This is a genomic window from Fibrella arboris, from assembly GCF_041321095.1.
Taxonomy (GTDB): Bacteria; Bacteroidota; Bacteroidia; order Cytophagales; family Spirosomataceae; genus Fibrella; species Fibrella arboris.
In genome coordinates, this window is sequence record NZ_JBGGWE010000007.1 from 326,253 (window position 1) to 346,008 (window position 19,756).

Sequence of the window (19,756 nt, forward strand, 5' to 3'; positions counted from 1 at the left end):
TATGCCCGAAACGACCAATAATGAACGCCAGAAGGTGAATGCCTCGCTGCCGATGATTACATTGCTGGTGCTGGTAGGCCTCATTGCAGCGCTGCTGTATATCGGCTACGATAGTCTGGCCGATGATACCGGTAATGCCCGTGAGCTGACCAGCGTACCACTCGATACCACCGATCAGGCATTGGCCGGGCAGACCGACGATCCCGAAAACCTGCTGCCCGATTCCAGCAGTACGCCCGCCCCGGTCGATTTGTCGCAGGCACCGGCCCCACCCGACGAAGATGTAGTGGATGAGTCGGCCGCCAAACCGAGTGATAGGAGTGAGGTGGCCGAAGAGACAGACAAGCCGGTAAAAGAAGAAGAAAAGCCGGCGGAGAAGCCGGAAAAAAAGCCGGACGTACCTAAAGTAAACGGAGCGAGTTCGACCTACACCGTGGGCAACGGTGAAACGTTTTACGGGGTGGCCAACCGGTTGAATATGAAGGTGAGCACCCTGAAAGCCTTGAACCCTGGCGTTGACGAGAACAGCGTGAAATCAGGGGTTACTAAGTTGAAGGTCAAAGTCAAAGCCATTCATACCGTTGGGGCTGGTGATGTGCTGCGTGTGGTAGCCGAGAAGTATGGTGTCAGCAAAGAAGCCCTGATGAAAGCTAACCACAAAACCAAAGACATTGCCACCCGTGGCGAGAAGCTGATCATTCCGCTCTCATCGAAAGAGTAGCCGTCGGTAGCTTATTTTTTATAGAAGCCGCAGCCAGCCCCGTCAAGGAAAACTGGCTGCGGCTTTTGGCGTTTTAACAGTCAGACCGGGTCTGTCAATCTGACAGTCCCGGTCTGACTGGAACGGCATTTGGAGACAACGTACCCAGCAACTAATCACTCTTTATCTCTTTCACTTGTTCGCTTATGGAAGCCGTACAAAACGAAAAAGGGCAGATCTCGATTCACACCGAGAATATCTTTCCGATCATTAAAAAATTCCTGTATTCCGATCACGAGATTTTCCTGCGGGAACTGGTCAGCAATGCCGTCGATGCCAGCCAGAAGCTTCAAAAGCTGGCTGCTTATGGTGAATTCGGACAGGAGATCGGTGACTTAAAAATCACTGTTTCGGTTGATCCAGACGCCAAAACCATCACCATCAGCGATCGGGGTATTGGTATGACCGCCGATGAAGTGAAGAAATACATTAATCAGATTGCCTTCTCGGGCGCTACTGAATTCATTGAGAAGTACAAAGACAAAGCAGGCGAAGAAACCAACATTATCGGTCATTTTGGCTTGGGCTTCTACTCGGCCTTTATGGTGGCCGAAAATGTTGAGATCATCACCAAATCGTATCGGGAAGGTGCTCAGGCCGTTCGCTGGCTTTGTGATGGCTCGACCGACTATGAACTGACCGAAGCCGAAAAAGAAGATCGGGGTACCGATATCATCCTGCATATCGCAGCCGACTCAGAAGAGTTTCTCGATAAGTACCGCCTGCGGGGTATTCTGGAAAAATATGGCCGGTTCCTGCCAATTCCGGTAGAGTTTGATGGCAGTGTGGTCAACAGCGCCACGCCGATCTGGACAAAATCGCCGAATGACCTTACCGAAGAGGACTATAAAACGTTCTACCGGGAGCTGTACCCGATGTCGGCCGAACCGCTGTTCTGGATTCATCTCAACGTCGACTATCCGTTCAACCTGACGGGCGTGTTGTATTTCCCCAAGCTGGACAACGACAAGTTCCAGATGAAGCGGGAGAAAATTCAGCTGTATAGCCGGCAGGTGTTCATTACCGACGAGGTGAAAGACGTGGTGCCCGACTTTCTGATGATGCTTCACGGTGTAATCGACTCGCCGGATATTCCGTTGAACGTGTCGCGGAGCTTCCTGCAGGCCGATGGCAACGTGAAGAAAATTAACGGATATATTACCCGGAAAGTAGCCGACAAGCTGAACGAGCTGTTCCAGGCAGACCGGGCCGGTTTTGAAGCCAAATTCGACGATATTGGCCTTTTCGTCAAATACGGTATCCTGAGCGACGAGAAGTTTTACGAAAAGGCGAAAGACTTTGCGCTGGTGAAGAATACCGAAGGCAAGTATTTCACACTGAACGAATATCGCGAGCACGTCCAGGCGAACCAGACCGACAAGGGCGATCAGGTAGTGATGCTGTACACGACCGACCGCAACCAGCAGGACGCCTACGTTGAATCGGCTAAACGCCGGGGATACGATGTGCTGCTGATGGACACGATCATCGACGCGCACTTCATTAATACCCTGGAGTCGAAGCTCGAGAAAACGACCTTCAAGCGGGTTGATGCCGATACGCTCGATAAACTGATCGACACCGGGGTCGCCAGTGAAAGCGTGTTGTCTGACGACGAAAAGACCAGGCTTAAAGAGACGTTCGAGCAGGTACTGGCCGATAAAACATTGGCCGTTAGCGTGGAATCATTGCCAACAGATGAGTTGCCCGTGTCGATCACGATGCCCGAGTTCATGCGCCGGATGAAAGATATGTCGGCACTGTCGGGCGAAGCCAATATGTTTGGTAACCTGCCGGGTGGATACAACGTGGTGGTTAACGCGAACCACGCCCTGGCGCAGAAAGTGTTGAGCCTGGAGGGTGAAGCGCAGCAGAATTTGGCGAAGCAACTGTATGATCTGGCCCTGCTGGCGCAGAACCGCCTGACTGGCCCGAGCCTGACTGCCTTCGTGAAACGCACTGTAGCAGGATTGTAGAGAAGAAGGGGAGGAAAGGAGAAAGGGGAGGAAAGGAGAAAGGGGAGAAGGGAGGAAAGGGGGAAGGGAAGGTGCCGCATGAATATACTGGCGGATGCTCCCGTTCTTCCTTTCCTCCCTTCTCCCCTTCCTCCTTTCCTCCCTTTCCTCCTTCTTACCCCCCTTTTCTCCTTTTCTCCGTTCTCCCTTTCCTCCTTTTCTCGTTATCTTTATCAACGAAACGAATACACCCGTTGCATGAAAGCAAAAATCCTTGTCGTTGATGATGAGCCGGATCTTGAGTTGCTGATTAAGCAGAAATTTCGGAAGCAGATCCGCGAACAGAAATACGAGTTTTCGTTCGCCCATAACGGTGTTGAAGCCCTTGCCGTGTTGCAGCGCGAACCCGATATCGACGTGGTGCTGGCCGATATTAACATGCCCGAAATGGATGGGCTGACGCTGCTGGTCAAAATGGCCGAATTCAATCCGATCCTAAAAGCGGTGATGGTATCGGCTTATGGCGATATGGAGAACATTCGGATGGCCATGAACCGGGGTGCCTACGATTTCGTTTGCAAACCCGTCAATTTTGAGGACCTCGAGCTAACGATGCTCAAGACGATTCAGCACGTACATGATCTGCGGCAGACGGTGCAGGCGGTGAAAGAGAACAATATTCTCCGCATGTACGTCGACGAGAGCGTGCTGAAGTTCATGACCAAATCGGGCTTCGAGCAGTCGCTGACTGCTTCTGAAACGACAACAGCTACCATCCTTTTCGTAGATATTGTTAGTTTCACGGCAATCGCTGAACGGGAAACGCCGGCCACTGTAGTTGCGCTGATCAACAAGTATTTCGATGTAATGGTAAAAGAAATTCTGGGGCAGGGGGGGTACGTCGATAAATTCATGGGCGATGCCGTGATGGCCGTCTTTCAGGGCGAATACCACCTGGACAGGGCCATTGAGACCAGCCTGGCTATCCGGAACCAGATCCAGAACATCCAGGAAGAATTATCGGGTAAGCCCTACCAGCCCGAAGTCTCAATCGGCATCAATAGCGGCGAAGTGGTATCGGGAAACATTGGCTCCGTAGCCCTGCGCCGCCTCGATTACACCGTTATTGGCGATGTGGTCAATACCGCCTCGCGCCTGCAATCAACCGCCCAGGCTGGTCAGATTTTGATCTCGGAGGTATGTTACGAAAAAGTGAAAGAGTCGTTTCAGTGCGAGAGCGTAGGTGAGTACAAGCTCAAGAACAAGCAGGAGCCCGCCCGCCTCTGGAACGTGATGGCCTAGGGATGAGTCTGCTGCATAGGGTCTGTCGAAGCCACCTGTATTTATATGTATTCGCGTATAAATATTAGGTAGCTTTGCTTATATATACATAGTTGTTTTTTGGGATAATGACACTATTTTGTCGCCGCAAATTATTACTGTCACTCCTTCCCTTGTTTTAATGCGTTTTCCTGACTCTTTCCGGCTCCTTATAAGCCTGCTGGTTTGTTTTATCTCGTTATCTGCTTTAGCCCAGCATGTACCCGATCCCGGCACATTCATTGATCCCCACGATACACTCCGGCAACAAGTAGACGAAGAACGCCGCCGACTGGTTGATCCACAAACAGGTGTTATCCCCTATGAGCGGCTAGACCAGGCACGGCAGCAAATACTCAACGGAAAGAGTCAGCAGAACGCAAGTGCTACCCAAAGTGGGATACCGGGTATTACCTGGCAGGAGAGGGGCCCCAACAATTTTGCTGACGTACGATCAGTACTGGTTGACCCAAATGACGCGGCTAAAAAGAAAGTGTGGGTAGGCACTGCTTCGGGCGGTGTGTGGTACACAAACGACATCACCAACTCGACGCCTGTCTGGTCGCCAGTCAGTGAAAACTGGGAAAGCCAATTAGTTACGGCGCTTGCTGCTGACCCGTCGAATGCCCAGATCATGTATGCCGGAACGGGTGAGTTAAGTTATACCACTGGACGTGGTATCTGGAAGACGACCAATGGTGGGACAACCTGGACGCGGCTAAGTAGTACCATCCCCAGTGGTAGTTATCCATCCATAGGGCGGGGATTTGAGTACATTCAGCGGATTGTAGTGAACGGCAGTGGGCAGGTATTTGTCGCCTCTCGATATGGTGTACTAAAGTCCGCAGATGGCGGAGTAAGCTGGCAGAATGTGCTGGCACCCAATCAGGGAATTGGTTTTGGTACGTCGACTGGTAATTACGGTAACGACGCTGTATATGATCTGGAGGTTGCATCAGACGGAGTTGTATTCGTCAGTTTTGCGCCTGGTCGCGTGTTTAAATCAACAAACGCAGCGGCTACGTCGTGGGCTGAAATTACACCGGTAGGCGTAACGGGTGATCGTACTGAAATTGCCGTAGCGCAGTCGACTAGTGGCAGCGGGCAGGTTCTGTATGCGGTGTCCAGGTTTTATAATAATACAGTCTATAGCCAGGATATAAAGTGGTTTAAGAAGAGTACCGACGCCGGGATAACCTGGACCGACGTAGTTATTCCGTTAATAGGCAGCGATCACTTTACGCGTGGTAATGGGTATCGGTACATGAGCTTGACTGCGCACCCAACCAATGCAAACATCATCTTCGCGGGTGGGCTTGGCCTGTTCCGAAGCGTGAATGGTGGGGCTACCTGGACAGCCATCACCGAGGCGTCGACCGCTAATCCATTGACTTATCAGATAGCCCTACAGGTTGTGCCGGGTACAGACGGAATGGTCAATGCGGCTCTACAGGGAATCTACTGGCTGGCCGATGCCGCTAGTGATGCTGTTGCTAGCCCAACGGCAGTGGCCCGTACCAACGGCCTGCGAACAGGGGCAGTCTACTCCATAGCGATGAAAAACAGCCCTGGCAGCAACTATTTTCTGGCAAATGTGCAGCCCACTGGCGTCGTTACTATGAACTCACCCGGTATTGGCAAGATCAACTCATCCATATGGGGAACCTCGTCGACAAATAATGTCCACATTGATACCAACGAATCAAACATTCAAGTGTTTATGGGCGCCACGGCAGTGAATGTCTTTGATGGAGCTAGCTACCAAACGATCTATTCCACTAATTATGTGGCGCCAATACCAAGCGATTACGATAGCCAGTCGAATACGCTGTATATCTATGAGTATAGTACTACTGCACCTGTCATTCGCCGCACCGCTGGTATTGGTTCAGGTACGTTGACAACAACGGTGATCTCACTCACGGCTATTGGCGATCAACTAACGTACCTGAAGCTGAGTGCCGACCAGGCTACGCTGTTCGCGGGTGGATATAATGGTAAACTTTACAAGATTACCGGCTTGAATCAGCCTACGCCAACCTTCACCCGGATAGATAACGGAGCGTTTGGTCAGGTAGCCTTTTCCAGCATTGACGTGGGGGCTACCGATAATGAGTTGCTCGTTACCTTTTCCAATTACGGTTCACAGTCGGTGTGGTACACAGCCGATGGGGGCGCGTTGTGGATGGCAAAAGACCAGTTAAACTATGGCCTTCCCGACATACCTGTCTGGACGGGTATGTTCAATCCGCAAAACCGGCAACAGGTATTGTTAGGTACCGATCTGGGCCTCTGGACTACGTCGAACATCACAGCTCCAAACCCCGGCTGGACAGTATCGGATGGCGGGCTGCCGCTGTTGCGCGTCAATCAACTGCGCTACCGGGCTGCTGATGGAAAGGTCGCTGCGACCACCGTAGGACGCGGTATCTGGACAACTGACGCCTTTGCCATACCGTATACCCTGCCAACCGTGACGCTGACGGGTATTGACAATAAAACACTGTGCGCTGGAAGCACTATGACTGTTTCGTTTAGCACATCAGGTACGTTCGATCTCTCGAATCGGTTTGAGGTCTGGATATCCGACGCCTCAGGCAGCTTTTCCAGCCAACGACGAATTGGGACTGGCACGAGTAATCCGATAGCTGTAACCTTGCCTAGCAGCATCGATGTGTTACCATATGGCACCAATTATTTAGTGAAGGTGGTCGCTTTATCCCCGGAGGTTGAAAGTGCGGTAAGTGAGCCATTGGCCATTGGTAATTTAAGCAATGCGTACACCCTTAATCGGCTGGGATATACTGGTAATACTCAAGTCTGTGTCGGGGGCAGTGCGACATTGTCGTTTCAGGGGTCAACTAATTCTGGCTTCACTACCGCAATCGACCGGTACCAATGGACCAGAGATGGTGTGCCCATAAGCGGTGCGACCAGCCAATCATATGTGGTCACTCAATCTGGAGTATATTCAGGAAGTCTTGTTCAAGCAGGCTGTAAGCAGGCAGCTACGACGCATTTTTTCAATGTTAGCAACTCTATATTCCCTCAATTAAGTTACCCCAGCGCTGAAACACCACAATGTACAGGTCAAACGATTACACTGACGGCCTCTTACCCAGGTGATAATGCAACGTATCAATGGTATAAGAATGATGTACTTATAGATGGCGTTACCGGCTCAACCTTTCCAGCTACTCAATCTGGTCGGTATTCGGTACAGGTAAAGGATGCTAACTGTTCAGCAAGTACAAGTAGTGTTACCTATGAATTTGGTACCGCTATCGGTGCTACAATTCGGTTTGACCGGGCAGCCGATACATTGATTTGCGCTAATTATGCCAACTATTACTCGTCGGCTTACATGTACATCGAGAACAATAGCAAGTTCAGTGCCTTGCAATGGTATAAAAATGGTACGCTCATTTCAGGGGCAACGAACGGCTATTACTATGCTTCGGAACCGGGTACATACCATGTTGTTGCCCGGCAGGGGAATTGCCAGACAACAACGAACACACTCATCCGAAAAGCAACTTCGCAACTTCCAGTCACGATCACTTATAATGGGGCAACAAGCTTGTGTATTGGTGACTCACGTTATCTGCGAACGCAGGCAATGTCGAACGTCAGTTATCAATGGCAAAAAGATGGAGTTGATATTGCTGGTGAGACATCGTCTGTTTACAGCGTGAGCGCGGGCGGCGTCTACACCGTGCGAGTGTCAGCTGGAGGGAATGCTTGTTCTGGCTCGTCGGATAGTCGCTTGTTCTCGTTTGGTAATACAATTGTGCCTAAAATCGTAGCTGACAGGACCTCTGTTACATCGTGTGGTAACCTATACATAAGTACGTACGAGCGAGCTAATGACTATAGCAACGAACCAGTAGGCTTTTCGTACCAATGGCAACGGGATGGTGTGGATATAGCTGGCCAAACGCTATCATCTACCTATGCTAATTCTACCGGACTGTACAGGCTCCGCATGACAAAAGGAACCTGTAGTGGAGTGTCTAAAACTGAGTACTACAGTCATCCATCACCTCCTAAACCTGTTATCGATTACGCGCCTTCGCAAAAATGCATCAACAATGCCGTTAAGCTGACAGCTAGTTCCGGTTCGTATGGTACAACTATTTGGAAGCGCGACGGGATAGTTGTTTCCACTACGAGTCGCAACGAATATAGTGCTACACAGACAGGTCGATACACGTTTTCATATACTAACTCAAACTGTACATCGCCTGAATCCGACCCCGTGGATGTGAAAATTGGTGAACCTACGGCGGCTACGATTGCAGGCGATGCGGTGATTGGCGCGGGGCAAACAACGTACCTGCCTATTGTCTTTAGCGGGCCTGCGCCCTGGTCAGTTACGCTCAGCAACGGGCAGTCGGCCACGGGCGTTACGCAGAACCCATACCTGATGCCGGTAGCACCCGGCGCAACCACTACCTACACCATTGGCAAGGTGGCAAATGCCTGTGCCACAGGTACGTCGTCAGGAAGTGCCGTGGTTACGGTTGGATCGGGCAGTGCCGATGTATCGCTCGATATGATTGTCAGTTCACGCACGCCGCGGGTGGGTCAGATGGTTAGCTACTCGCTGATCCTGACTAATGCTGGTCCGGAAGTAGCCAATGGGGTGCAGGTGCAGAGTATGTTACCGCAGGGTGTTTCGTTCCTCAGCAGCGAGTCGCCAGCCATTACGAGTGGGAGTGGGGTTGTGAACGTGGCGGTAGGTGCGTTGCCTGTCGGCATACCTACAACGTTTGTGTTCCAGACAATTATTTCCATTCCCGGCGTCATGTTAACCAATGCTCAAATCATTGGCTCACAGACCCCTGACCCGGATAGCCAGCCAAATTCAGGCATTGGAGCCGGGCAGGATGATGAAGCGCAGGTAGATTTACGCACCACTGAGGAGGGGCCAATCATGACGTCGGCCAATCCGAATCCGGCCGTATTGCCACGGGTGATCAGTAACCAGCCCGCAGCCAGTTCGTCGTCGGTTGAGTTAAGTCTGCAAATGAACCTGAACAAATTGCTGGTATCAGTAGCGCAGCAGGAGGTCGTTACAGCTACGTTAACGGTTCGTAACCGGAGCGCCATCACGGCAACGGGTGTTGTGGTGCGGGTACAATTGCCAAACGGGGCGGCTCAGGTTACGCCGGGCTGGCAGGTGGTAGACACGCAAACAATCGACGGGTTTCTGAGCTCAATTCCAGCGGGTGGCTCGGCCACGCTTCAGCTGTTCTGGCGCCCTTCGGCCGATGGTGACTTAAAGGCACAGGTCTTCGATGTGGCCGAACCTGCTACCGGCTTTATTCCCGGCAACGGCTATTCACAGGGTGAAAAAGACGAAGCCCAGGCACGTGTTCGCAGTAAATAATTGCTAGAAAACTTCGTTCAGGTTAAAATAAAGGCCTTTTGACCCGCCCGCACCGAAGCCGTAGTCAATGGCTAGATTGGTGCGGGCGCTTTTATTGACCTTTACCCGAAGGCCACCGCCGAAACCGGGCCAGACGTGCAATGTATGCGGCTGAGACGCTGTCTCGAATCCGGCAGGGACGTTGCTGCCATGCCAGAGGCCAATGGTCTGCGCATTGGCAAAGAGAACACCACCCAATAGGCCATTGGCGGTGAGTTGCGTACGGTATTCCACTTCGGTATAATAAAGCGACGGACCGCGTAACCGCCCCATGGCATAGCCCCGGCCCGTGTTATTATAGGTATCCCAACCCGTGGCAGGGAGGTCAAGATAGGGGGCCGTTCCGCCGAAGGTGACCCAGTTGAAACTCCAGAGGGCCAACTGTTTCTCCAGCCGCCCGCCGAGTGGGATGTATTTTCGATAGTCGAAATAAAGTGCCTGGTAGTTGGTGGTGCTTCCCAGCTCATTGAGATAAACCCGGTACTGCGCCAGCAAATACGAGCCGCCTTCCGGATTATTCGGATTGCCCCGCCGGTCGCGCAACAGACCAACCACCACACCCGATGAGGTCGACTGCCGGTTCAGCCCGTAACGGACGAAATCCGTAGTTTGGCCAGTGGGGGCTACGTTGATAATGTCGAAATGGCGGTCGATCATGTAGCCGATTCCAACCATGTAATCGTTGGTAAGGGCTTTATAAACCGTCTGGTGAAACCGGAAATGGTTATAGTCGACGTCGCTGGCGTTGGCTAGTTGCGAGTAAGCCCCCAGGCCATAAGTCGTTGTCGGGAAATTATAGAATCGCCAGTCGACCTGAATGTTGAACCGGTGCCCCGGCGTCCAGAAGTTACTAAGGGCAGTTGCCAGTACCTGATTGAACTGTGAATAACCCGCATACAGATGTACGGTCGACAGGCGGGTACGGGGTGTATGTTTCGGATAAAACGAGGAAGTAAGAATGGCCCCGGCAGCAATGCCCGTGGCAGGCTGGTAATTCAACGAAGGCAATATGGCCCATTGTGGTTTGGTGCCCAGGCCTGAATCAGATCGCGGAGCGATTGATAGGCCAACCCATTTCTTGGCCAGATCGTAGGCGTCGACCTGTTCGGAAGAGGTAGCGTTATCGGAGGGGGATTGAGCGCGTATGGGCGCTGCTGTCAGCGTGGATACGACAAGCCAGTAAGCAGTGTGCCGTAGAATTGAAATCATTTAGCGTAGTGAATAGTCAACTCGGTTAACTATTCACTACGCTAAACGGTTCATTGCTGTTGCACAGATTGTGTAAGCGGCAGTTGGCGGGGTTGGCGCGGCCAACGACAAGGCTACTTTTTCAGGGTCGCCAGCGTTTTCTCGTAGTCGGCGGTGTCTTCGCCTGTTTCTTTCGCTTTTTCCAAGGCTTCCTGCTCAACGGCTACCGCCTCGGCCTTTCGGCCCAGCTTGCCCAGCAGCTGTGCGTAGGTATCCAGATAAGCCGGGTTGCGCTGTAGTTCGAGCGACCGGGCCGACCAGGATAGGGCCTTATTTAAGTCGGCCGAACTGGTCATGGTTTCGAAATAGGCCCAGGCAAGACTGTTCAGTTTCGTGCCTATCTGTTGGGTTTCCATCGTTTTAAACAGTTGCTCATCGCGCTTGAATTGTGGCCTTGCTTTAATCGAATCGGGCATAGACCTAGTCATTGTCAGGAAGCTCTGGTAGGTCGCATTATCCTTTGTAGCCAATTCTTCAGGGGTGATGGCCATTAATCTCGACGCCGATTCTGTAGCGTATTCCCCGTATTTAGTCAGGTTCTTGGTCCGTCGGTAAAAAGCCATCCGGCTCTCATTGGCGGCCGTCTTCTGATCGGCTTCCGGCACGGCTTTCATCGACAAGGCGGTACGCATCTTTAGCGAATTGGCAATAGCCTGATCCAGTTCAGCTTCTGTTTTGGCCTGCCGTTCGTCGCGCCCAACAGCCTGACTCACCGCCTGCATGGCGCTCTGCATACCTTTCATCCGCGACGGATTGAGGCGCATGCTTTTGATCTCGTTCAGCAACGGCTCAAAAGCCGGTGACTTGGCCGTGGTCAGGTTACCGGTTATAGCCTCGAGGTTATCGTTCGAGAACCACTCGCTTTGCGGAGCCGCCTTCAGGAAAGCATCGAGTGCTTCGGCGTTGGGCATGCCAATTTTAGCTCGTTTGGCCAGGTACGTTCGCAGGAACTCGGCCTCACGCTGGCCGCCTTCGTACTGCTTTTCCATCACCGACAGCGGGTTGGGGTCGCTGGCCGCACTGATGGCTTTATCGGCTTCATCCAGAAAGCCTTTGATGCCTCCGTAGCCAATTGCCCGGTGAATCAGATCGCCGCTGGCCGACACGTAGAGCGACGTTGGGTAGGCCGTAACCGCATATTTCCTGGCCACGTCGATGCCTTCGCCTTTCTCCGCGTCGATCTGGTAACTGATGAAGTTGGTGTTGAACTTCTCGCCCACTTTCGCGTCGGGAAACGCCTGCCTGGCCATGAGCTTGCAGGGGCCGCACCAGGTCGTGTAAATGTCGACGAAAACAGGCTTGTTCCGCTTTTTGGCTTCGGCCAGCACGTCTTTCCAGGAGCCGGTGAAGAAGTTGATGCCTACTGGATCATCGTTGCCGGGAACGTCGGCGCGGGTTAGGCCGGTAGCGAAGGCAAAAGCCAGCAGTAAAGACAGCCTGATGGCGAAGGGGCGGAGCAGAGGTTTCATAGAGGCAACAGGGTTAGACGTGAATAAGCTGTTGGCAATGTAACGGTTATGGATTAACTAATGATGTAGTTGATCGGCGATTTTTTTAAGCGGTACCTATAACTACTGGCTTAGGCGTGCCAACGTCTTCTCGTACTCGGCGGTGTTTTCGCCGGTTGCCAGCAGCCAAAGCCAACGGACGGTAACCGGCCTGGTTTCTGGTGCGCTCGTAGCACTTCATGCGCAGTTGACTGATCAGATAAGCCTCGTTATCAGCGGTGATTTTCCCGTCAGAAACAAGATTGTTACTGCGTCGTCGCAGGCTAACCAGCCAATCGAGGTCGGCCTCTGTTTTCGCCTGGTCGAGTTCCGCCTGAAAGATGCGGTCGGCTTCTTTCACAATGGTCCAGCGTCTATTGCTTTGTCAGCGTCGGCCAGCAGGCCTTTGCTAGTTTCATACCTGGTCGAGCGGTGAATCAACAGACCATCAGCTCCATAATCACTGGTTCGCGATGGATTGAAGGGGCCTGGCAGGTCCTCCACCAACTCGCCAGTTGACACGGCAGCGCATGATGAACCAATCGCGAACAGGCCTTGTCTTTTTTAGGAATGATACCAACAAATACACCTCCCTCTGGCCCGCCTGCGGGCGTGGTGCCAACGGAGAAAAAAGAAGATATTTCGTGGCGCGAACGGTTTGCTGCGCTGGGTAACCTACCTGCCTTTTTCAGGCTGGTCTGGGCAACGTCGCCCGCGCTCTTTGTGGGCAACGCCTTTCTGCGGCTCATCCAGGCGTCGATCCCGGCCTTGTCGCTTTACGTCGGCAAGCTGATTATCGATCAGGTGGTGGGGCTGACCAAAGCGGGGAGCAGCGGCGACACAACGTACCTGTGGGAACTGGTAGCAGCGGAGTTTGGGTTGGCGGTGATCTCAACGGCCATTGGTCGGGCGGTGTCGCTCATGGACGGATTGCTGGGTGATCAGTTCGCCAATGCTACCTCGGTCCGGATTATGGAACACGCCGCCGAACTGGATCTGGAGCAGTTTGAAGACGCCACCTTTTATGATAAACTCGAACGCGCCCGCCGCCAGACTACCGGCCGCACGGTGCTGCTATCGGGCGTTTTCGGACAGGTGCAGCAGGTGATTTCCATCGGCTTTCTGGCGGTCGGGCTGGCCGTGTACAACCCGTGGCTGTTGCTGCTGATCGCCGTGGCCGTGACGCCTTCGTTCATCGGCGATAATTATTTTAACCGGAAGAGCTATTCATTATCCCGAAGCTGGACGCCCGAACGCCGCGAGCTGGATTACCTCAGGTACGTTGGTGCGAGCGACGAAACGGCCAAGGAAGTTAAGATTTTCAACCTGTCGGGCTTCCTGGTCGATCGGTTCCGAACGCTGTCGAACGAATACCTGAAAAAGAACCAGGCCATTGCCATCAGTCGGGCGGGCTGGGGTACGTTGCTGACGGCGCTGGGCACGGCGGGGTATTACGGCGCCTACGTCTGGATTGTGCAGCGGGCCGTTACGGGCCAAATTTCGCTCGGTGACCTGACCTTTCTGGCGGGTTCATTCCGGCAGGTACGTGGGTCGCTCGAAGGTATTCTGTTGCAGTTCAGCAGCCTGACGCAGGAGGCCATCTACCTCCAGGATCTGTTCGATTATTTTGCCATTGAGCCGGCCATTCATTCGCCCCGAACACCGCTGCCGTTTCCGAACCCGATACGCCGCGGATTTACCTTCGAGAACGTTGGCTTCAAGTATACCAATTCAGACCGCTGGGCCTTACGGGGCTTATCGTTTACGCTGACTATGGGCGAAAAACTGGCGCTGGTTGGTGAAAACGGGGCCGGAAAAACCACGCTGGTCAAACTGCTGGCCCGCCTGTATGACCCCGCCGAAGGCCGCATCCTGCTCGATGGGCACGACCTCCGCGACTACGATCTGACGGACCTGCGGCGCAACATCGGGGTCATTTTTCAGGACTATATCCGCTTCAAGATGTCGGCGGGAACGAACATTGCCGTGGGCGACATTGACGAGCGAACCAATCAGCCGCGCATTGAAACGTCGGCGCAACGGAGCCTGGCCGATACGGTCATTGCCAAGTTGTCGGGCGGGTATCAGCAGCAGTTGGGCAAGAGCTTCAACAAAGGCGTCGAGCTGTCGGGTGGGGAGTGGCAGAAAGTGGCGCTGGGTCGGGCCTACATGCGCGATGCCCAGCTGATCATTCTCGACGAACCCACCGCCGCCCTCGACGCCCGTGCCGAATATGATGTCTTTCAACGCTTTGCCGAACTGACGCGCGGAAAAGCATCGGTCATCATTTCGCACCGGTTCAGTACCGTGCGTATGGCCGACCGGATTCTGGTGCTGGAAGGCGGGAAGCTGCTCGAGATAGGCTCGCACGAACAATTGCTGGCGCAAAACGGCCGATACGCGGAGTTATTCGCCCTACAGGCGCGTGGGTATCAGTAGTGAATAGTTTATAGGTAGCTTTCGCTTCTTCGAACTGGTTATAACGTTTTAACCACTTTGGCGGGAATACCGGCCACGACCGTGTTGGGCGGTACGTCCCGACTCACGACCGCACCAGCGGCTACAACCGCATTCTCCCCAATCGTGACGCCGGGCAGAATGGTGGCTCCAGCCCCTATCCAGGCGTTGCGTTTGACGACAATCGGCCGGGGAATCAGCGTCTGACGGTCAGTCGGATCTAACGGGTGATTTTCGGAGGTGAGGTTGACGCGTGGCCCCATCTGCACGTCGTCTTCGATGGCAATACCCCCAATGTCCAGGAAGGAGCAGGCGTGGTTGATAAACACGTTTTTGCCCAGCTTCGTAAATCGGCCGAAATTGGTGTGAAAGGGTGGGAAGATCGCCGTCGATTCGTCGATCTCGGTCCCAATGATAGTGCTCAGCTGCTTACGTACCTGATCAACACTGGTGGCGGTGGCGTTCATCTCCACGCATAGCCGGATGGTACGGGCAACCACGTCTGCGAATTTGTAGTAGTCTGGATCATCCTTTCGTAAAAGCCCGCCTGCCCGCAAGCGATCAAAAATATCCGGTCTGTTATCGGTCTCACTCATTGTTCGTTACTGGTCAGGACTGCGGACGTTCGATACTGCATCTGGTCGACATGAGCTTATTCGCTATCGGCCGGCGACAGCATCAACCGTTCGCAGTCCGTTCATTACTTCGTTAATACCGGTTGGCTCTAGTCCGAATAGTCGCTGTCGCTTACCTTTTCCAGCCAGGTTACCACCTCGCCGTTTACGTCTTCCTGAATGGCGATGTGGCTCATGGCTTTGGTTGGCGAAGCGCCATGCCAGTGCTTTTCGCCCGGGGCAAACCAAACGACATCACCAGGGTGGATTTCGTCAACAGGGCCACCTTCGCGCTGCACCCAGCCTAGGCCAGAAACAACGATCAAGGTTTGGCCCGCAGGGTGCGTATGCCATGCGGTTCGGGCACCGGGCTCGAAGGTGACGAGCGCGCCAGCCCCTTTCGTAACGTCTTTCTTGGCGAATAAGGGGTCTATTCGCACAGCGCCTGTGAACCAGGCTTCGGGCCCTTTCGCCGATGGCTGGGTTCCGTTTCTAGTAATTTCCATACGTTCGGTTGTTCTTGTTGTCTGGCCCTGTTAGACGCGTTTTTGCATGACTTTATCCGGGGTGATGGGCAGGTCGCGGACGCGCTGGCCGGTGGCGTTGAACACCGCATTGGCAACGGCCCCGGCAAAGCCGATCAAGGCAATTTCGCCCATGCCTTTGGCCCCCATCGGGTTGATAACAGGATCGGGCTTATCAATGAAAATCGTTTCAATCGCCGGTACGTCGGCGTGGACAGCCACATGGTAATCACCCAGGTTATTGTTGACGAACCGGCCGAAGCGATGGTCGATCACGGCTTCCTCCGTCAGGGCCATGCCGATACCGCCCGTCACCCCACCGATCATCTGGCTGGCCGCCGTTTTGGGGCTGACGATCCGGCCTGAATCAGCTACGCTCACCGCTTTGGCTACACGTACCACGCCCGTTAAGGGATTGACACGTACCTGCACGAAATGCACCGAGAACGAATACATCGAGTACTTCGCCTGTTCCGGCCCGCCTTTCGAGTCTTTCGTTTTGTCGATCACGGGCAGGTTATTCGCCCGCATCAGGTCGGCAACGGCTACTTTTTTGCCCGGCTCTTTATCTACCGAAAGCACACCATCGGCCAGTGTCAGCTCGTCGGCCCCGCGGCCAGCCAGGGGGCTTCCGTTTTTACTGGCCAGGTCGGTCAGCGTCTCCTTAATGGCCGTACAGGCATCGAATACCGCTGAGCCTACGGCCGAGACAATGGCCGAGCCGCCCTGCGTGGGTGCTTTGGGGAGCGATGTGTCGCCGTACTCAACCTTGATCCGATCAATCGGTACACCCAGCACGTTGTGCGCAATCATGGTCAGGGCTGTTCCCGTTCCTGGGCCAATGTCGGTTACAGCGCTCTGAATCGTCAGTGAGCCGTCGGCTTTGAGCAACGCGCGGGCTGTGGCTTCCCACCGGAAAGCACTAAAGACACCGGTGCTCATGCCATAACCAACCAGCCATTCCCCGTCGCGCTGGCTCCCTGGCTGCGATTTGCGGTTGCGCCAGCCAATAGCTTCGGCCCCTTTCTCATAGGCTTCTTTCAGGTGCTTGCTCGAATAGGGGCGGTTGTGTTCGGGGTCGGTCTCGGTGTAGTTGCGCAACCGAAACTCGATCGGGTCGAGATTGAGCTTGTGGGCCATTTCATCCATAGCCGATTCGAGCGCAAAGGCGCCCGTTGCTTCACCCGGTCCGCGCATCCAGATGGGTACACTCCGGTCGAGCCGGACAAGGCGGTAGCGCGTGCTCACGTTGGGGCAGGCATACATGAACTTGGTCATGTTGACGGTGGCTTCGGTGAAGTCTTCGTAACTGGCCGTTTCTGCCGTGGCTGCGTGGGCAATGCCGATCAGTTTACCATCCGTATCGGCACCCATGTTGATGGTCTGCACGGTATAAGGCCGGTGACCAACCAGCGTAAACATCTGACTGCGGTGCACCACCAGCTTCAAGGGTCGGCCAAGCTGGCGCGCAATCGCGACAACGGCCGTCTCCTGCGGCCAGGTACGTAGCCCCATGCCAAAACCGCCCCCCATAAACTCGGTGTGTACATGAACGTTCTTCGGGTCTATTTTGAACGCCTGTGCCATGGCCTGCTGCGTCGCGTTGACGCCCTGCGTTTTGGCGTAGATCATCAACTGCTTATCGCCCGTCCAGTGGGCCAGAATACCATGCAGCTCCATTGGGTTATGCACCTCAATGGGAATGGTGTAGTTGGCTTCGAGCGTAACGGGTGCCGTTTGGTAAGCGTCGGCTTTTCCCCGCGAATAATTTCCGCCTTCTTCGCCTTTGGGGGCAATACCCGCTGCAATGTGTTTGGCCAAATCGGTTTGAGCGACCTGTTTGCTATACGTGGCTTTCACCAGCGAAGCCGCGTAGGTCGCTCGCTCGAAGGTGTCGGCCACTACGATGGCAATTGGCTGCCCATCGAACAGAATTTTAGGGCTGCTCAGGATGCGGTAGGTTTCTTCTGTCTTGGGTTTGGGGGCAGGCCCATCAGCTTCACCGCCAACGGGGGCATCCCATCCCGGAATGGGTGGCATGTTCTGATGCGTGAACACACCCAGCACACCGGGTGCTGCCTTTGCGCGTTTCGTGTCCAGGCTGGTGAGGGTACCCTTGGCAATTTCGCTGCCGACGAGGACGCAATAGGCCATGTTGGGTAGCTCAAAATCAGCGAAGTAATTTGCCCCGCCGGTCACTTTGAGCCGTCCATCGACCCGGTCGATAGGCGGATTTTTTGTGTCTTTCATCATGATCAGGCGAGTTTAGCGGCGGTTTTCAGCGCGTCGACAATCGAGTTGGGGGCCAGTGTCAGTTTAAAATCATTCTCGCCGTAGCCTTTCGCTCCCTGCATGGCCAGGGCTGCCGCCTGTTTGAAATTGGCTTCGGTGGCTTCTTTACCTTTCAGGAATTGTTCGGCCTCAATCAGTCGCCAGGGTTTGTGGGCCACGCCACCCATCGCCAGCCGAACGTCCTGAATGGTGCGGTCCGTCGCACGGCTGCGTTTCAGGTCGAGACCAACACCCACCGACACCAGTGCGAAGGCATACGAGGCCCGGTCCCGCACCTTGAGGTAGTAGGAGTTGTCGGCAAATTGATTCGTTGGCAGATCAACCGACATAATCAGTTCGCCGGGTTGCAGCGTATTGTCTTTCTGGGGCGTGTCGCCGGGTAATCGGTGGAACTCGGCAAAGGGAATGCTGCGATCCCCCCTCGGGCCCGACACGTTCACCCGTGCATCCAGGGCTGCAAGGGCAATGCACATATCGCTGGGATGCACGGCAATACACTTGCTGGAACCACCAAAAATGGCGTGCATCCGGTTAAAGCCGCCAATGGCTCCACAACCCGTCGGTCCGTTCGGGCTGCCTTTGTCGGGACCAGCCTGCACGGGGCTGCGCTTGTTGCAGGGCATCGACGTATCGTAGAAGTAGCTGCACCGGGTACGTTGCATCATGTTGCCACCAACGGTTGCCATGTTGCGAAGCTGGGCCGATGCTCCTGCGTTGAGGGCCTGCGACAACAGCGGGAAATGCTTTTTCACCAACTCATGGTCAGCCACCGCCGAATTTTTAGCCATAGCCCCGATTCGCAGGCCGGAGGCTGTTTTTTCAAGGGTAGCCAGCGGGAGCTTGTTGACGTCGATCAGCTTTTCGGGCAGGATGACTTCCCGCTTAACCAGATCGATCAGGTTGGTGCCACCGGCCAGAAAGTAGGTTCCGCTTTCGCTGGAAAGGGCGGTTATAGCCGCTTTGGGGGTTGTCACCCGCGTGTATTGAAACGGATTCATACCTTCTTTCCTCCTTTTTTAACGTCTACGATCGCATCGACAATGTTGGCATAAGCACCACAACGGCAGATGTTGCCGCTCATGTACTCCCGAATCTGCTCCGGTGTGTCGGCGTGGCCCTCACGAATGCAGGCCACCGCCGACATGATCTGCCCCGGCGTGCAGTAACCGCACTGGAAACCGTCGTGTTTAATAAAGGCTTCCTGCATGGGGTGCAGTTGACCCGTTGCGCCGTTGCTCAAGCCTTCAATCGTTGTTACCTGACTGCCTTCGGTTGTCATCGCCAGCGTTAGGCACGAGTTGACCCGCTGCCCATCGATATGGACCGTGCAGGCACCACATTGGCCGTGGTCGCAGCCTTTCTTGGTGCCGGTCAGGTGGAGTTGTTCGCGCAGCAAATCGAGGAGTGTAACGCGGGGTTCGATGCTGAGTTGTTGGCTCTGCCCGTTGATAGTCACCCGCAACGGCATTTGTTCGACGGCAACGGCCACTTTCTCGTGGAGGCCCTGATCAACCGCTGCTAGGGCGGCCGGGGGCGTCATGGCCCAGGCCGCCAGGGCGGACGACTGCTTTAAAAAAAATCGTCGGGATGAACCAGATGGTTCTGATGCATCGCCGACCTGTTCGTTATCGGTCATGGAGAAAAATTTTTAACGTTGTTGATTCACTT

General features: G+C 54.2%; 13 protein-coding genes. 5 read left to right on the plus strand and 8 right to left on the minus strand.

What is annotated here, in order from left to right; all coding sequences use genetic code 11:
- The first annotated feature begins 1 nt into the window (after nucleotide 1).
- The 4 genes from ACAW75_RS14940 to ACAW75_RS14955 all read left to right on the plus strand — a co-directional run bounded on the left by ACAW75_RS14940 (nucleotide 2) and on the right by ACAW75_RS14955 (nucleotide 9,427).
- Nucleotides 2-721, plus strand: a complete 720-nt coding sequence (locus tag ACAW75_RS14940; RefSeq protein WP_370729532.1) for a LysM peptidoglycan-binding domain-containing protein — start codon at nucleotides 2-4, stop codon at nucleotides 719-721.
- Between the two features lie 185 nt (nucleotides 722-906).
- A complete protein-coding gene (htpG, locus tag ACAW75_RS14945) occupies nucleotides 907-2,736 on the plus strand; it encodes a molecular chaperone HtpG (protein WP_370729533.1) in 1,830 nt (609 codons plus the stop codon).
- Nucleotides 2,737-2,973: 237 nt separating this feature from the next.
- Nucleotides 2,974-4,017 carry an adenylate/guanylate cyclase domain-containing protein gene (locus ACAW75_RS14950; protein ID WP_370729534.1) on the plus strand — a complete coding sequence of 348 codons (1,044 nt, stop codon included), beginning with the start codon at nucleotides 2,974-2,976 and terminating at the stop codon, nucleotides 4,015-4,017.
- 160 nt (nucleotides 4,018-4,177) lie between these two features.
- Nucleotides 4,178-9,427: a hypothetical protein gene (locus ACAW75_RS14955; RefSeq protein WP_370729535.1), complete on the plus strand. Its 5,250-nt coding sequence runs from the start codon at nucleotides 4,178-4,180 to the stop codon at nucleotides 9,425-9,427.
- Nucleotides 9,428-9,430: 3 nt separating this feature from the next.
- On the opposite strand, the gene ACAW75_RS14960 is transcribed toward ACAW75_RS14955, so the two are convergent.
- The 3 genes from ACAW75_RS14960 to ACAW75_RS14970 all read right to left on the minus strand — a co-directional run bounded on the left by ACAW75_RS14960 (nucleotide 9,431) and on the right by ACAW75_RS14970 (nucleotide 12,562).
- Nucleotides 9,431-10,675 carry a BamA/TamA family outer membrane protein gene (locus tag ACAW75_RS14960; protein WP_370729536.1) on the minus strand — a complete coding sequence of 415 codons (1,245 nt, stop codon included), beginning with the start codon at nucleotides 10,673-10,675 and terminating at the stop codon, nucleotides 9,431-9,433.
- 113 nt (nucleotides 10,676-10,788) lie between these two features.
- Complete coding sequence (locus ACAW75_RS14965) at nucleotides 10,789-12,183, minus strand: thioredoxin family protein (protein ID WP_370729537.1); 1,395 nt, start codon at nucleotides 12,181-12,183, stop codon at nucleotides 10,789-10,791.
- An 85-nt stretch (nucleotides 12,184-12,268) separates the two neighbouring features.
- Nucleotides 12,269-12,562: a hypothetical protein gene (locus ACAW75_RS14970; RefSeq protein ID WP_370729538.1), complete on the minus strand. Its 294-nt coding sequence runs from the start codon at nucleotides 12,560-12,562 to the stop codon at nucleotides 12,269-12,271.
- 209 nt (nucleotides 12,563-12,771) lie between these two features.
- Here ACAW75_RS14970 and ACAW75_RS14975 point away from each other — a divergent pair, with 209 nt between their 5' ends.
- The gene (locus ACAW75_RS14975; RefSeq protein WP_370729539.1) at nucleotides 12,772-14,640 is read left to right on the plus strand and encodes an ABC transporter ATP-binding protein; all 1,869 of its coding nucleotides are present in this window, start codon (nucleotides 12,772-12,774) and stop codon (nucleotides 14,638-14,640) included.
- Nucleotides 14,641-14,678: 38 nt separating this feature from the next.
- Here ACAW75_RS14975 and ACAW75_RS14980 read toward each other — a convergent pair whose 3' ends face one another.
- The 5 genes from ACAW75_RS14980 to ACAW75_RS15000 all read right to left on the minus strand — a co-directional run bounded on the left by ACAW75_RS14980 (nucleotide 14,679) and on the right by ACAW75_RS15000 (nucleotide 19,724).
- Entirely contained in the window at nucleotides 14,679-15,254 is a 576-nt protein-coding gene (locus ACAW75_RS14980; RefSeq protein WP_370729540.1) for a DapH/DapD/GlmU-related protein, read from the minus strand.
- A 128-nt stretch (nucleotides 15,255-15,382) separates the two neighbouring features.
- Entirely contained in the window at nucleotides 15,383-15,778 is a 396-nt protein-coding gene (locus tag ACAW75_RS14985) for a (R)-mandelonitrile lyase (protein ID WP_370729541.1), read from the minus strand.
- A 30-nt stretch (nucleotides 15,779-15,808) separates the two neighbouring features.
- Entirely contained in the window at nucleotides 15,809-18,049 is a 2,241-nt protein-coding gene (locus tag ACAW75_RS14990; protein WP_370729542.1) for a xanthine dehydrogenase family protein molybdopterin-binding subunit, read from the minus strand.
- 2 nt (nucleotides 18,050-18,051) lie between these two features.
- Entirely contained in the window at nucleotides 18,052-19,086 is a 1,035-nt protein-coding gene (locus ACAW75_RS14995; protein WP_370729543.1) for an FAD binding domain-containing protein, read from the minus strand.
- On the minus strand, nucleotides 19,083-19,724 hold the full coding sequence (locus ACAW75_RS15000; protein WP_370729544.1) for a (2Fe-2S)-binding protein: 642 nt from the start codon (nucleotides 19,722-19,724) through the stop codon (nucleotides 19,083-19,085). Before ACAW75_RS15000 ends, ACAW75_RS14995 begins: the two co-directional genes overlap by 4 nt.
- Nucleotides 19,725-19,756 lie beyond the last annotated feature (32 nt).